Annotated in this window: 12 protein-coding genes; 1 reads left to right on the plus strand and 11 read right to left on the minus strand. The window is 33.3% G+C overall.

Annotated elements, in window-relative coordinates; genetic code table 11:
• Nucleotides 1-47: 47 nt before the first annotated feature.
• From AC22L0_RS12050 to AC22L0_RS12085, 8 genes are all read right to left on the minus strand, one after another.
• Nucleotides 48-1,571, minus strand: coding sequence for an MDR family MFS transporter (locus tag AC22L0_RS12050; protein WP_000225814.1), 1,524 nt, complete (start codon nucleotides 1,569-1,571; stop codon nucleotides 48-50).
• A 224-nt stretch (nucleotides 1,572-1,795) separates the two neighbouring features.
• Nucleotides 1,796-3,013 (minus strand): NAD(P)/FAD-dependent oxidoreductase, encoded by a 1,218-nt coding sequence (locus AC22L0_RS12055; RefSeq protein ID WP_000365648.1) that lies wholly within the window; start codon nucleotides 3,011-3,013, stop codon nucleotides 1,796-1,798.
• A gap of 174 nt (nucleotides 3,014-3,187) precedes the next feature.
• A complete protein-coding gene (locus AC22L0_RS12060) occupies nucleotides 3,188-4,213 on the minus strand; it encodes an alpha/beta hydrolase (RefSeq protein WP_048568434.1) in 1,026 nt (341 codons plus the stop codon).
• Between the two features lie 257 nt (nucleotides 4,214-4,470).
• Complete coding sequence (locus tag AC22L0_RS12065; protein WP_001086248.1) at nucleotides 4,471-4,992, minus strand: carbonic anhydrase; 522 nt, start codon at nucleotides 4,990-4,992, stop codon at nucleotides 4,471-4,473.
• A gap of 63 nt (nucleotides 4,993-5,055) precedes the next feature.
• On the minus strand, nucleotides 5,056-7,662 hold the full coding sequence (locus tag AC22L0_RS12070) for a DUF2309 domain-containing protein (protein ID WP_087965125.1): 2,607 nt from the start codon (nucleotides 7,660-7,662) through the stop codon (nucleotides 5,056-5,058).
• Nucleotides 7,662-9,194: an NADH dehydrogenase subunit 5 gene (locus AC22L0_RS12075; RefSeq protein WP_087965123.1), complete on the minus strand. Its 1,533-nt coding sequence runs from the start codon at nucleotides 9,192-9,194 to the stop codon at nucleotides 7,662-7,664. The genes AC22L0_RS12070 and AC22L0_RS12075 overlap by 1 nt, the downstream gene beginning before the upstream one ends.
• 607 nt (nucleotides 9,195-9,801) lie before the next feature.
• Nucleotides 9,802-10,164: a Na-translocating system protein MpsC family protein gene (locus AC22L0_RS12080; protein WP_000842548.1), complete on the minus strand. Its 363-nt coding sequence runs from the start codon at nucleotides 10,162-10,164 to the stop codon at nucleotides 9,802-9,804.
• A gap of 425 nt (nucleotides 10,165-10,589) precedes the next feature.
• Nucleotides 10,590-12,044 carry a DHA2 family efflux MFS transporter permease subunit gene (locus AC22L0_RS12085; RefSeq protein WP_487272277.1) on the minus strand — a complete coding sequence of 485 codons (1,455 nt, stop codon included), beginning with the start codon at nucleotides 12,042-12,044 and terminating at the stop codon, nucleotides 10,590-10,592.
• 173 nt (nucleotides 12,045-12,217) lie between these two features.
• Between AC22L0_RS12085 and AC22L0_RS12090 the strand changes: the two genes are divergently transcribed.
• Nucleotides 12,218-12,766, plus strand: a complete 549-nt coding sequence (locus AC22L0_RS12090; RefSeq protein WP_087965119.1) for a TetR/AcrR family transcriptional regulator — start codon at nucleotides 12,218-12,220, stop codon at nucleotides 12,764-12,766.
• Nucleotides 12,767-12,933: 167 nt separating this feature from the next.
• On the opposite strand, the gene AC22L0_RS12095 is transcribed toward AC22L0_RS12090, so the two are convergent.
• From AC22L0_RS12095 to AC22L0_RS12105, 3 genes are all read right to left on the minus strand, one after another.
• Nucleotides 12,934-14,172 (minus strand): YhgE/Pip domain-containing protein, encoded by a 1,239-nt coding sequence (locus tag AC22L0_RS12095; RefSeq protein WP_249268304.1) that lies wholly within the window; start codon nucleotides 14,170-14,172, stop codon nucleotides 12,934-12,936.
• 17 nt (nucleotides 14,173-14,189) lie between these two features.
• On the minus strand, nucleotides 14,190-14,774 hold the full coding sequence (locus tag AC22L0_RS12100) for a TetR/AcrR family transcriptional regulator (RefSeq protein WP_001004645.1): 585 nt from the start codon (nucleotides 14,772-14,774) through the stop codon (nucleotides 14,190-14,192).
• A 194-nt stretch (nucleotides 14,775-14,968) separates the two neighbouring features.
• Nucleotides 14,969-15,811, minus strand: a complete 843-nt coding sequence (locus tag AC22L0_RS12105; protein WP_087965117.1) for a polysaccharide deacetylase family protein — start codon at nucleotides 15,809-15,811, stop codon at nucleotides 14,969-14,971.
• Nucleotides 15,812-16,174: the final 363 nt, after the last annotated feature.

Consider the following 16,174-nt stretch of genomic DNA (forward strand, 5'->3'; position numbering starts at 1 on the left):
ATAGTATAAGCTAAAAATAAGTAAAGAATCTTTTTGTTTTATAAAATTTATAACTTCAAATTCACTTTATTATCCTTTGTACCAGCTTTGACATTCCCCATAAATAATATTGCCATAAACGAAACGATAATTGGAATTAAAGCTAATAGAAAAACAGTAGTAATGGAAGATGACATAGCAGCTATAACCTTTTCAAGAATAAAAGTAGGTATACTGGACCTTACATCTGAGCGAAATATTGCACTCGGATCACCTAGATTATTTAACATGCTGGAACCATGTTCTATTCCCTTAAAAGCATCCTTTAAGTTAGCTGTAAAGGTACTATTTTGAATGGAGCCAAAAATCGTTACTCCAATTGTCATACCTAGTGAACGAAAGAATGAATTTGTTGAAGTAGCTGAACCACGGAATCTCGGTTCCATATTATGAATAGAAACTGTGGGAAGCAAAGAGAACGAAAATCCAACTCCAAACCCCGTTATAATCATGTATATCGTTAAAAGTACACGGCTTGTTTGTGGATCCATCGTTCCTAACAAATACATACCTATCCCAAAGGATATTATAGATAATAACATCAAGTTGCGGTAACTAATTTTCGTTTGAAATATTCCACCAATTGCACTACCTACTACAGAACCTAACATCATTGGGGTTAAAATTAATCCAGCATTAGTTGCTGTTCCACCATATACAGCCTGAACAAAAATAGGAATAAATACTGTTAAAATAACAAATGTTGCTCCATAGAAAAACGTAATAATTTGTGATATTGCAAACTCCTTACGCTTAAACATCCAAAATGATATTATCGGATCTTTCACTTTTCTTTCTACCAATAGGAAGCCAACGAAAAATACAATAAACGATGCAAATAACCCAATAATTTGTATCGAATCCCACTTAAATTCCTTTCCTCCCAACTCTAAAGCGAACATTAAGCTAATTACTGCTATGACGAGTGTTATCGCCCCCCACCAATCAATATTTTGCTTAGTAGGTGGATTATTTTCTTTATAAGCTTTTAAAATAAAAATTAATGACATTAGACCAATTGGAATATTGACGTAAAAAATCCAATGCCAACTTATATTTTCTGTTATATACGCACCTAATAAAGGTCCTAATACACTTGAAGAACCAAATACGGCCCCTAATAATCCAGTCATTTTCCCTCTTTTTTCAATAGGAAAAATATCAAATACAATGGTAAAGGCGATTGGCATCAGTGCCCCCCCACCTATACCTTGAATTGCACGATAAATACTTAGCTGAACAATACTTTGCGCAGTACCACATAATGCAGAACCAATTAAGAAGATTAATAAACCAAAAATATAAAACCTCTTTCTACCATACATATCAGATAATTTCCCGAAAATAGGCATACCCGCCATAACTGCAACCATATAAGCAGAAGTAACCCAGATGAATTTATCCAATCCACCCAAATCTGAGACAATTGTACCAATTGAAGTGGCAACAATTGTATTATCCATTGCAGCCATTAAAATGCCTAGCATTAACCCAGCTATCACTAAGCGTAAGTTGCTCTCTTTTGCAACCATACCTCTTTCCTCCTTTTTTCACACTCAATAAAATATATAGTCTAATTAAACTATATACTCATTATAGTCTAATTAGACTATTTTTCAATAAATCATAAGAAAAAAATAAATCCCCCCAAATATATTGGAGAGATTATAATTGTAGAATTGCTTCCTATATAAAGTAATTAAAACCGTAAAAACTATTACTTTTTTATACTACCTTGATTTTGCATACATGTAGCTTACTCATTTAGTTTTGGTCTAGTTTGTAAATATAAATTCAAATCCGGACTTGAACCGCTAATAATTATATCTCGAACAATTTTAGAAAGCACCATACTATATACTAATCCATTATCTCCATACGCATAGATAAAGTGACAATTTGGAAACTCTTCATACATTCCAATTATAGGTAAACCATCATGAGTACCACCATAAAAAGCACTTAAATAAAATTCAGGTTCAACTGTTATATTGGGAAAGAGCTTATTAAATTCATTTACTAATTTCTCTTTTTTATGGATTAATTTTGAATCTCTTTCTTGAGCAATGTTTGTATCTTCATCTAACCCACCTATAATAATCCTGTTATCTGCAGTAGTTCTCATATAAATATATGGTCTCGCAGTTTCCCAAATGAGAGTACGTTTATACCAAGAAGATAAATCTTCTACAGGATTAGTAACAACTGCATATGAGCTAATCAGTGTAGCGTTCTTTTCCTTTTTAAATTCCAACCCTTCATATCCTGCAGCCACAATTACTTTATTGGCAGTAATAGAATTGCCCCCCTTTGTATAAAAGATAGCACATTCTTTCTCTAACTTTTTGCCAACAATCTCTGTATCTTCATAAATTTGAACTCCTTTATTAGCAGCTTGTTCTAATAAACTATGTGTAAATTTATAAGGATTTATTTCACCATCATTATACGTATAAATAGCTGCACGTTTTTTAAATGGATATCTCTGTCCAATTTGTTCCTCTGATAGCCAAGTCGCTTTAAAATCATGCTTATGTAAATAATACAGTTCTTTTTCTAATTTCTTTATATCCTCTTCATAACTTGCATAATATAAACTGTCACGTCGTTTAAAGTCAGAGCAATAAGGCAAGTTTTGATCAGCATATTCAATATCATTAATAGCTTGTTCACATAATTTCATATGCTTAACTGCATACTCTTCTCCAAATGTATTTACAAGTTCAAAAAACATCTTGTCACCTAAATATTGAATCAGTGCTGTATTTGTAAGGTTACTTCCGTGTCCTACCTTTCTTTTATCAACGACAACAATATTTAAATCTGATTCACTCAAATAGTATGCTGATTGAGCACCTGAACTTCCTGCTCCTATTATTAGTACGTCACATTTTATATCTTCTTCCAAGCGAGGATAAGAAGATGTATTAGAAAAAGTTGTGTTCCAATATAATTTCCCTTTCTGTAAATCCATTTAAAGTGCACCGTCCTAAATAAAATAGTTATATCCCCATCTGTATCTCCAAATCATTCTTACTATATACTTCTTATCAAATTTATTTTTGCTACCATTAGATTATTAATGCAATATTTTGTTCACCCATATATGGTATTAAACTAGGCTTATAAAAAGTTAATAGTATATATATTATTTATTTTCATTTAGAAATTTAAGAACTTGGTTAAAAGCTTCTTCACCTGCTGGAGTGTTCATTTTAAATTGAAATTCATGTGCTAACTCGCCAGAGATATTTTTATCAAAGAAAAGTGTATCTACAGGTACTCCTTTATTTTGTAAAGTAGAAGCTAATGCTTTACCTTGCTCTTCAAATGATGCAGTATTTCCATCTGTGATGAACGTTGGTGGGTAATCTTTTGTAACGTGTTTATAAATAGAGGCGATTTCCATTTCAGGTAATGTTTCAAATTTCTTTTTCCCAAAGTAAGCCCAGCCAGTAGTACGCATAAAGTCTTGCACTTCTTTGGATGTTTCCATTTTAGCTAATGCAGGCATATTATACGGGCCGCAAAATAGCAATATACCTTTAATTGTAGAAGGAGCAACAACAGCGTCAATCCCGGTTAATTTCGCATAATCTGGAGATGTTTGAATAGTAACAAATTGTCCAGATATTTGCGCTCCCGCAGAATCTCCTGCAAAATATAGGTCATCTAGTTTTACATTATATTTCTTTGCATTTGCTTTTATATATTCATAAGCCTCACCAAGTTGTAGTACTGGTGTAGGATACTTTCTTTTAGGAGCAAGAGCATAATTTATATTTATCACTGTATAACCACGAGCAGCTAATTCTACTGCATAACCAGTAATGTCTGATTTATCTCCACCTACAAATCCACCCCCGTGCACCCAAAAAATAACAGGTGTTTTCCCTATAAAATTTTTGGGATAAATAATGTCTAATGTACCATCAGGAAATTTAGAATTATAATTGATATCTTTAACAATTCGTGTCTCTTTTAGAGCGTTTTTATAATTATTAGATTGAACAAACATTCCACCTTCAAATGCTTTTTTTATGAGAAACGCTTTCGGAATAGGTGAAACATTCCAAAAAACAACCCCCGCAATAATCAATCCGAAAACAATAAAAAGAGTTAGCAACATTCTTTTTTTCCATATCACTTTAGGTTTTAACTTTTTTATTCTCATAATTAAAGAATCTCCATTCTTTTTAATAATAATCTTGAAATAAATCACAACATAATTTTTTATTTTCCGCCTGCTAATCCGTCCTTAAAATCTCATACAAAAGGTTATATATTTTTATTATGTACATATTAGATATCTCCTATAAAACACATGAAAAATTCAAACAAAAAGAGCAAAAGATCCCCATTTATAGAAGATTTCTTTTGCTCTTTGTAAAAGATATAAGTCCAAATAAAAGTTGCTTATCTATCGATAACTTACACATAAGAATGCATTTGTTTCAGTACTTTATTAGCAAAAACTTTAACAACCGTTTCTTTTTCACCCGTTCTATCAATTATGAAACCATGAACTTCAATATCAGAAGGTACTAATGGATGATGACGGATCATATCTATACTCTTTTCAATATTTTCACTAACATTTTTTTGTGCACTCAGCCATTGATTAAGGCTACCACTTGAAAATTCAGGCATGCAATTTTTAAAGAGATAGTCTAATTCTATATTATCTTTTATGAAATCACGTTGAGTTTGTAGATTAACTGAAGAAGTTTCTTTATCCTCTATTCCGACAACAAAAATTTCTTTAACATTTTCTTGATAAATAGCAATAATAATAGATCTCATTATATCTCCATAAGGATGTACAATTACAGAATCATAGCTGTGTATAGTCAACATGTTTTCTTGTTGAATGTTAGTTACTTGTTGGATACTAGGCTCTATTCCGTGTTCAATGTCTGTTAATAATAAAACTTTTTTATTCTTTGAATTCATATGGAGCACTCCTTCTTCATTATTGTATTTATGAAACTTTTAAGCTAGTAACAATAATAATTGTTACCAGTTTTTCCAGCTTCCCTCTGGATCAACACTTGCAAGTCTAACCCATCCATTTTGAACTTTTTCTCGAAATGTGAAATCATTATTTAACAAACGTTCTATATATTCAATAGGTGCTTGAATGACAATTAGTAAACGAAGTGGTGAATGATACGTCTCACTATCTGACTGCATAACGGATTGCCAAGGTAAGCCTGGCAACAGGTCACTAGCATTCCCTTGCATAACACCGAGACCCGCCGTTACGGTTTGGGTTGTTTTATTTCCACTACCATAATAGTGAGGAGCTACAGTTGATGCGTAATATTGTAGATTTATCCACTGCGCAACTGTTCCTGGTCCTGCAATAATATTAGCTAATATATCTCCACTTTCATCCTGTTTCCAATCATAATTATGAAGGAAAGCCCTACCTTCTAAGTCACAATCTTGAGTTAATTCACGCTTTCCGATAATAAAAGATGCATTACGCGCTAATCCCCATTCTGGACGTATTTCACTCCAATCTTCTGCAAATCGATGCGCCTCTTTACTCGGATTTTTTATTTTCTTTTTAAAATTAGGTAATTGCGTTAAACGTTCTCTATTTGCATGTTGGCTCACATTTGGCATAATCGTCTCGATACAATCAAACGCTTCTTGCGCAGTTTTCGAAAGTTCTGGGACGTAAATCCATTCCAATTCGTCCACTGTTGTTTTATGTTCAGCTGCTGCAAAAATGGTATCCTCAGGAATGTTAATGCCTTCAGCAGACAACGCCTCTCTTACTTCTGGAAGATTACATAAAGTAGCGAAAACTCTTGCATTGAATCCCCCTGCTGCGCCTCCACAAGCACCACACTCAAGTGCTGCCGCATAAGGATTGTTCGTACTTTGACTACTATGTCCACACATTACAACTAAAGGAGCAAATTTTTCTGTCAGTCCCACCATTTTTAAAGTTTGACGCACATAGTTCACTTTTTCTTCTTTCGTAAAACCGATAGGTATCTCACCTTTTGTGTCATGAACATAATTAAGCGAGAATGTTGTATCAGGTTTTTGTAACATAGTTTTACGAAGTTTACGAATGAAACCACCAACTCCTCTTGGGACAAAGCTTCTTGTCACCATCTGTAGACCAAGTAAAGGACCACTTAACTCAGGTAGCGCCATACTTGTCAGTACGTTCTGTTTCATCGTTTTAAATGTATAACGCACCGAACTGCCTACCCTCTTACGTTGCTCATAAGATTTAAATTCATTTTCATCTGTAAGCTCTTTTATTTGATGCTTCGGTTTCAGTATAACTGGCAAAGAAGGATGGCTGTCATTACTACCTAGTTCACTAGTCGCAATTGGTAACCCAAAGAAACCAGCTATTCCAAACGTTTCAAACGGACCTAGTTTTTCTAAGTGGCGACGAAACGGTTCTGAACGTACATCAATACAAAATGCTAATTGAGCTAATACACGCTTTTTATCATTGGTTGCACATTGTTTAGAAGCAATCTTCTCTCTTAATTGCTCTGCATGCGTTTGTTCCCAAGCTTCCAGCCAAAGTTTCCTGCGAATATTTTCATCAAAACGATATGCAAATGCTAACAATTCGCTTTGTTCAGCTGCAGACATTTGTGACCATTCCCGTGTTGAAATATTCCCCCAATAGATCCAAGAAGCTATAAGTGGGACGATCGAAACTTTTTTCTCAACCTTTTGATTTTTTAAAGGTAAATAAGGTTTTGCAATAGCCAGCTCCATAGAAATTCGAACTGCTAAATATTCTATTAAAAGCCCCTGTTCCTGAATTGATTGTTGTGAGCGCCATCGTATCATTCCTGCCCACCCAGGTAAAGAAAGTAAGTGCCCTTCAAGATAAGCTTGTATGTTAGATTCAGAAATTCCTAGTTCAAATAACGCTCTCGCTAAAGCTACTTCGGCATCTTGTGGCCAATCTTTTAAAACTTTACGCTCATTTTTACTGAGCGCTGGATCAAATGTAATAAGGTGTTGCCATGCACGATAAAAACCTTTCTCTCGATTTGGCATCGTCCAACTTGATCCGGAGTCATCAAGATATAATTTACACCATTTAATGATATGATAATTAAGAATATCAGATAGGTTTTCACTATTTTGATTCTCTATAAGCGAACTTATTGGCTGCATAACAGAGGCTTTCATACTCCCTGTATTTATATAACTCATTTCGTCTGCCAGTTTATTTAATTCTGGCGATGATAATAGACTAGAAGGTAATTTTTCTAACTTTAAAGCCGCTTGGCAAAATCCCTCTACTTTCTCTCGCGGAATATGAAAAGATTGTGAATCCAGCCAACGAGACAAACTACTTTGTAAAAATGATTCCTCAATCTCACCTTTCGCTTTTGCCGAATGAATCATGGAAGTACTAGGATACATATCCACATTACGAGCTTCTTTTAGCCAATTTGCGACTTGTTCAAATGATTGCTTTTCAAGTCCCATCCAAGGGTGGTGAGCTGCAAACGTAGAGATAGGCCAAAGTGGTGCAATAACTCGGCTAGCAGATGCAACTAAATCATTTATATTATTTTCTTGCATATCAATGTTTGTATCTTTCTTTAATATTGACGATATGCTCATCACGAATTACCTCCCTTTGATACATAATGTTTCAGATAGCTTGGGTGACTTTCTACTGATTTTCTTCTCGCCTCACCTACTCGAACTAACCAAAGATAAAGTACAGCGAATAAAGTAGAAGATTGATGACGAGTAACGAAAGTACTAGTAACACTACTAAATAGTAAAATACATATAACAAAGATAACGGCTGGAGCTGAAGGTTGAACACTTTGATAAATATCAGTATGCAACCATTTATAAAGAGAATTATGAACGGTAAAGTAAATGAGAGAAAATCCAATCAAAACAATTACGCCAGCAATTCGTCCCATTCTTCCCTCTCCAAAAACAACAAGCTGTTTCCATGAAAAGTATAGTGACCAGCCTAAGATTAACGCACTAACTAGTTGATACCCCTCTCCAGAAGTCATAAACCAGAAAGTAATTGCTATAAATAATCCTAAAACACGCCCGACTATAATCCATAAATTGGACATCTTTTCATTAGACTGATTCACTACCCCAAAACGTTGCACTGAAGAACCAGCTTGTAAAAACAGTGTAGCTTTAAACAAACCATGTAAAATTAAATGAATAACAGCCGCTAAATAGGCGCCTAATGCACATTGAATAAGCATAAATCCCATTTGTGCAATAGTTGAACCTACTAGCTGACGTTTATAATCAACTTGGACTAAACTAATTCCTGTACCTATCAAGACAGAAATACTAGAGAAAATAAGTAAAATGATTTGTGCAATATCATCATGAAAAAGAGGTGAAAATCTAGTTAACATGATACCGCCAGCATTTACTAAACCCGCATGCATAATAGCAGAAACAGGAGTTGGAGCAACAGCGGACTCAATTAACCATCTTTGAAAAGGCCATTGTGCTGCTGGAATCATCACCGCTAATATAATTAATAAGTTAATTCCTGTTCTCTCCAATGTTCCATGTAGCGCTACATTTTCATTCGTTAAAACTGATGTTAATTGCCACTGTCCAGTTACTTGAAAAAGCCAAATGATAGCTGATAGCAACGCAATCCAACTTATTGTAAATAAATAGCCAGAGATTTTAGTTGCTTCACTAACTACTTTCCACCCTTTATTTAGCCCTATGAGTAGAACCAATCCTATAAGCGTTGCTCCCCAACAAATGATCATGAAACGAAGATCGTCACTTAACCATGCAACCGAAGATACACCTGTAGTAAATGTAAAAATTGCAAAGTATTTTCGATATGAGTGGTCTCCCATTAAGTAACGTACAGAAAAACGCTGAATGATTAAACCAATTGTAAGAACAAAGAAAGCCATTAACCAAGCTAAAGTATCTAGATGCCAAGGCCCCACAACTCTATCTCCATTGTTATTAACAAGTGCGAGTAAAGAAATCAATGAAGGCAAAGCAGCGATACCAATATGGATATGAACAAAACGTAAAGGCATCCTTGCATGTAAAAACAATAATCCACTTAGCCAAGAAGCACTAAGCGCCATAAAAAATAATGTTAACAGTGTTGATGAACTCAGCGAAATTAACATGTTAAATACTCCCTTCTAAGCGAAAATAACCTATAAAAATTCCTTTTAATTAAGATAATTTTTTAAATTTCAATTTTCATTCACTCTTTTTAGTGCATCGTTTTTTCCCATAAAAAAAACCGACAACTTCCATAATTCAATGATTTTATATCATCATTGAATTATGGAGATTGTCGGTTTCCCTTCAACTAACTTCAATAAAGTTTTTTGAAGAGCTCCCATTTTATAGAGGATAATAATGTATGTATTACTCCTGTTAAAAAGAAATGTATATTTCTGATCTCCTAGATTATGCAATCAATATATCAATTTATGTTATACGCTATCTTTTAATTAAGAAACTTTTTCATTTAGTCAATATTACATATTAAAAAAATGCTAAAGCCTTAATTATAGCAAGCTGTTAAAATGAGCATCTATCAATTTTTTAAAACAATTATAAGATAAACCATATTAAGCAGTTTGTCAATTTATTTATCCGTTTTTTAAGAGTTATTAGAATTAAGATTTATTATACCTAAATAACTTCAAGTTTTTAATTATTAGCCTGTTAATAAAGTGCAAAACTTGTAGGTTTCTTAATCCTTCCACTAACCTTAAGGTATTTTTAAAATTTCTCCTCAAGATTATGAAGCAATTTAAAAATCATTACTCGTTCGCCTGTACGGGAGCTTATATCCGTATGAAAGCTCTTCACTTTCTCTCCAGTTAATTCTAGTATAATCTCTTTCAGATCATCAATTCCAGATTCAACTAGCTCCGAACGATTTTTCTTTATCGTTAACATACCGTCTTTTGTTTCGCAAACACTATATTCAGCCGGCGTTAAAACACCTTGTAAATTTACGATAATCATATCCCGTAATATATCTGTCTTAACGGATATAGACCCGCGTCCTAGGTAGTCCTTTTCCCAGTGAGTAATTGCTTTGCTTATCTCTGATTCAATAGAGCCTTTTGAGCTTTTCATCTATGTATCCTCCTTCAATAAAATAAATTTACAATAACAATATAATAATCCGGATTAATTTTATTTTCAATTCCTAAGTAGAAATTATAGCAATTACAAAAAAGAACTCTTATAAAGTGAAACTTTAATCAGCCCTCACCAATCGGACTTTTATGGGCAGTTGATCCCCTACCTAACTTCTTTGCTTTCTCTGAATTTTGAGGTAGGGGTCTTACTACCCATTAAAGTGGGATAAATTTACGAGTCCTTTTTATATTGTTTCAATCAATCTTTTAATTGTTGTAGGTGGATTTTTTCATGTCTCCTTTAATATCTTTACAAAATACAGTTAAGTGCATAAACAAAAAGAAAAGCAAATGACCTTAATTATTAGATCACTTGCTTTTCTTCCATCATATACTTTCTAAACAACTCTATAAACCATTCTAATTACTTGCCTTACTTTCAAGTTTTTGAGTTGCCACTTTTTTAGGCATGAAACATGCAAAGATTAATGCTACGAAAGATAAAAATAACATGAATAGATACGCATCGCTTGAGCCGAAAATAGAGGATAATTTCGCTAGTTGAATAGCTGTAATGTTTCCATTTTCTAAAGATAACTCTGAAGCGTGTGAAGTTGCTTGAGTTGTATATATAGTAATAACAACAGCTGTTCCAATAGCACCAGCTAATTGACGAACCGTATTATTTACGGCTGAACCATGTGAACCTAATTCTCTAGGTAAAGCATTTAGTCCTGCTGTATTTAAAGGCATTGAAATGAAACTTAACCCAATCCGTAAAAGAATAGTACGCACCATTACATACATATACGTTGTGGATTCAGTTAAATCAATTACCCCCCACATCGAAATAATGATAAATACTAACCCTGTAATAAAGAGTGGTTTTGCTCCGTATTTATCATACATTTTACCTGTAATTGGTGATAAGAATGCATTAATGACCGCTCCAGGTAATAGAAGTAAACCTGATTCAAATGCAGTAAATCCTCTTCCGTTTTGTAAGTAAATCGGTAAAAGAATTAAATCAGCATACATAATCATCGTGATAAGTACATTGATCACTGATGTAAGAGTAAAAATTTTATACTTAAATACGGATAAATTTAATAATGGATCGTTAGACTTTATTTGACGTAAGCAAAATAGCGTTGTAACAAGTACCCCGGTAATAATTGTCGTAATAACAATCGGGTGATCCCATCCCTTACTTCCTGCACTACTGAATCCAAATAAAACACAACCAAAGCCAATCGTTGATAAAATGACACTTACAATATCCAATCTTGCTTTTGTCGTATCTGCAACGTTCATTAAATATTTTAGCGCAAGAATAATGACGATGAATACAAATGGAGCTAATCCAATAAATAACCATCTCCATGATACATATTCAATGATAAAACCAGATAACGTTGGAGCAATGGCTGGCGCAAAAATCATAGCAAAGCCGATAGTTCCCATAACACTCCCGCGCTTTTCACTAGGATATAAATATAAAATAACTGTCATCATGAGCGGCATAATAATTCCTGCCCCAATTGCTTGAATCATTCTTCCTGTTAATAACATGCCAAAATTGATGGCACCGGCACATAGTAATGTTCCGATCAATAAAAAAATCATTGAGCTATTAAATAATTGCCTCGTTGTAAAACGTTTCATTAAAAATGCCGTAATTGGCACTAAAACACCGTTTACGAGCATAAAACCTGTTGCTAACCATTGTACAGTTGTAGCTGTAACATCAAATACTTCCATTAATTTACTCATTGCCACATTAAGTAACGTCTGGTTTAATGTTGATAAAAAACATCCAGCAATTAGTACAAGTAATAAAATTTTCTTATTTTTTTCTGTTATTCCCTTCTCCATTTGTAAACTCCCTTTTTCTATAGTTGCATTATCGACACAGTGTCGATAAAATTCATAGTAACAAAGATACATATTCCTGACCATGAACAATTTTGTTAAAAATGTTCATTAATCGACATTGAAAATATGCTATGTCGAGAAAGTCAAAGAAAAATCTATAAAGGAGTTTCAAAATGTCTACATCTAAAAAAGAGGATCCTCGTACACTTCGTTCAAGAGAAATGTTTAAAAATGCCGTCTATTCCCTTTTACAAGAGGAATCCACTATTTCAAATTTAACAGTCCAGAAAATTGCAAACGAAGCTGGATTAAATCGGACAACATTTTACTTACACTATCAAGATATTCAGGATTTACTCATGCAACTCACTGATGAAATTTTAAACGAACTTTCTAATAAAATTACCGCTTTAATACACGTAAGCAATTTATCAGAAAAACAACAGCTAACACAATTGCTTGATTATTTATATATTCATCGAAATTATATATCTGTTTTATTTAATATGAATCATTTTGAGGAACAATTATTTCTATTAATAAAGAAATTAGTAGAAACGCGCAGAAATAATAGTGAGACAGAGCTACCCGAAGATTATGTTGCCATTGAGATTAAAACCGCTTCATTGGTAGGAATCATTATGTGGTGGATAAAAAACGGACTTCATTTTAGTTCAGATTATATTACAAACCAAATTTATTTCATGTACAGAGGACAATGATTGCAGGCTATTTACTAATAGAATGAGGTTAGAGCATATGAGCCCTATTTCGCTACGGAGAAAAACGCGAATTTCGTACGCTAAGAGAATTTGACTAAAAAAAGTGCCCCTCGATTGTTAGACTTTGTTTAGCAATCAGGGTGCACTTCACATGTAATATAAGCTTTTTATCTGTTGGCAGTTTGTTTGATCAATTCACTTTTACTATCTCTTTGCAGCATAATTCTCCCCACCGCTATAAGAATGGTAATAATTGAAGTGCAAAGAAGAATATTCATATCGTGTGATAGATTTCCCCCACCAAAAATTATTGTTTGATATCCGTCAGCTACATAAGTTCCAGGGAAAAGAGAACCGACAATTTGGTAAAAATTAGATAGCAACACTTTTGGAACAATTACTCCACAAGTAACTAATTGTACTGACAGCGATATGATATTAAACATCATACCAGCAGGACCAAATAGAACGATAAACATTTGCGTTACGCTTAAAAAAGAGAAAAAGACAAGAGTTTGGAATATCCATGTTTCAAACAAGCTTGTATTCAATTTAACATTAAATAAGGTCATTAATAATAACGTGATAATAGCTAAAATAACAGATACGACAATGTTAATAACTTGTCTTGATAAAAATATAGACCATTTTCCGTGCGTGTTTTTTAATATTGTTGCAACAATATTAAGATTTAAACTCATAAGCATCGCTCCAACCCATGAAGCAAGAACAATTAAAAATGGAATCATGGTTGCTGCAAAGCCATCTGTATTGTTTGTTTTTTCGACAGATGATTGCACAGAATCAATGTTTAATGAACTCATAGCTTTCGTAATGTTTTCTGATAACTTTTGGACCAATTCTTCTGACGGCATCACTGTACTTAGTTCGTTAGATAGGTTAGATGAAATAAGCTTTTGTTTATACGCATATACATTTTTATTAACTGTTTGCGTAATATCCTTTGCCGCGCCTTCCATAATCTGTTTTGCCAAAGATGAGTTTGCTTGATTGATGAAATAGTTAATCTCTGTAGTATTATTTTCTTTCAATAGACTTGAGAAATTTGCAGGAATTTGAATAACCATATCTAAGTTCCTGTTATCCATATCTTTTTGGGCGTGCGTTACCGAGCTATAGCTTTTAACTTTAAAGGGTAGATTTTCCTTCAAGCTTTTTTCAATATCGGTTCCCATTTGATTATCTTCATTAACTAATCCGACTTTTAATTGGTTTACCCGATCCGTAACACCATCGTATGCAGTCATCCACACACAAAAGAAAATTAACAGAAAGGCAAATGCTGTTGCAATTCCAATGAATGTTGGAGGGAATTTAAAGAAATTTTTTAAAGTTTTCATTGTCGTACTCCTTGTTGTTTTATTATAGCAAGTGCTTACTTGCATTAGGTACAAAAAAAGACCTAGGGAGTTAGCCCCCTAGAAAATAGTTGGACACTATGTTTTAAAAAAATCTCTTTTGAATTGGAAAATAAATTGTCACCAAAGCGTGAGTTAGAAAGAAAGTAACCGAAATTCATCCAAATAAAGTTCATCGCCTGAGCTTCCATATCAGTTTCAATAAGCTTTCCCTTTTCTCTCATCTCAATGAAATATGAAACCAAATTATCTTTTAATTGTTTAGGAATTAATGCAATTTTTTCTTTGAGCTCTGGGAACATTTCAGCTTCCTGAAAACTAATCAAAATTAAATCCTTTAACTTTTCTATATATGCAAGATATCCTTCTGCAATAGATAGCAAGTCATCTTCAAGATTCCAAGTCATCTCTCCAGGCATTAATTTATTCAATTCCATATCACGCGATAAAGATTCGACAGCTTTTTCCATAATATTCTTTTTGCTTCCGAAATTCCGAAAGATCGTTACTTCGTTTACGCCCGCTAATTCCGAAATCGAGCGAGTCGTCGTTCCCTTATAGCCATGAGTGCGAAATAGTTCTAAAAAAGCCTCAATAATACGTTCTGATGTATTTGTCATTTCATTCACGTTTCATCCAACTTTCACATAATCTTTATCCAAACCCGAATGCAAGTCGTTACTTGCACAAGTAGAATAAACCTTTTTGATCAAAAAGTCAACTTTATAAAAAAAGCCGATTTCTTTATTGTATAGGAAATCGTCTTTTGGCTTAATTATTGATTTAGTAATAAAAACACCTTTTTAAAATAACTATGTTTATACTATAGACGTTGATCTTTTTGGAAGTTTAGACGAAAATGATCCTCGTCATTATATACCCCAAATTCATACCCTTGCTCTTTATAAAATTTAATAATTTCAGGAAGGGCTTGTAATGTTTGCGCCTTTTCATGCATTAAAACAACTTCTACTTCTTCTGTTGTCTGTTTCTTTACATTATCGATAATCTGAGTTGGATTATCTTTTAATTTCCAATCATTTGAGTCTATTGTCCAATCCCAAACTTTTATTGCTGCTTCTACAATTTGGTTACGAATTTCCTCACCCTTTAATCCTGGTGCAGATCCATATGGCGGACGAACTAATTTAGGAGTTGTACCCGTAATATTATGGATAAGAGCTAACGTTTCTTTCATCTCCGGTACAAATTGTCCTTTTTTGTATAGCTTATCACTATTATGTGTCATACTATGAGCACCAATATAATGTCCTTCTTTTACCGCTCGTTTTACGTTTTCCTGAAAACCTGTATTTTGTAAATTGCTACCTTGCATAAAAAATGTCGCAGCAACATGTTGCTCTTTTAGTACATCTAAAAATTTCCCAGTTAGTTCGCTAGGACCATCATCGAATGTTAAATAAACAACCTTTCCCACCGGTTTTCCATCAGGTCTTTTCTGTTTTGCTGGTGGTGTTTCTTTTTTCTTTTCTTGTTGTTGCGTGTTAACTTGATTACTACTTTCGTTAGCTATTCCCTTCGCTGGGATAGAGTTCCATTTTCCTATTAAAAAGAAGGTGAAAAAGGTCGTTGCTAAAACAACTCCTAGAGATATTATTACCTTAGTTAGTCGACTTGTTTTTTTCTTACTTTGTGATTCTTTCATTATTTTTCGATCCTTTCCCTATTAATTTTTATATTCATTATTTATACAGCTGAGCATTAACTCCAGCTGATGTTTACAATAAATAGATTAATAGAGGAAGGTGAAGATAAAATGCAGATAATGTCGAATTTAGTTAAAGAATAACGTATGGCATCCACTCTTTAGAAAAATATTTGTTTCTCTAATACAGTTAAATTTAAAAACTGGATATACATCCAAAATAAAAGATACTACTCTTTCTAAACAATATTTTTATATCAAGATAACAACATACTGGTATAAAGATAAAATACAAAAATAGCCGTACTATTGAAATTCTATTATAATTTTGTAATTGGAATTCATTTGAACCAAATGAAGAAC

The sequence above is a fragment of the Bacillus sp. LQ01 genome, from assembly GCF_057624735.1.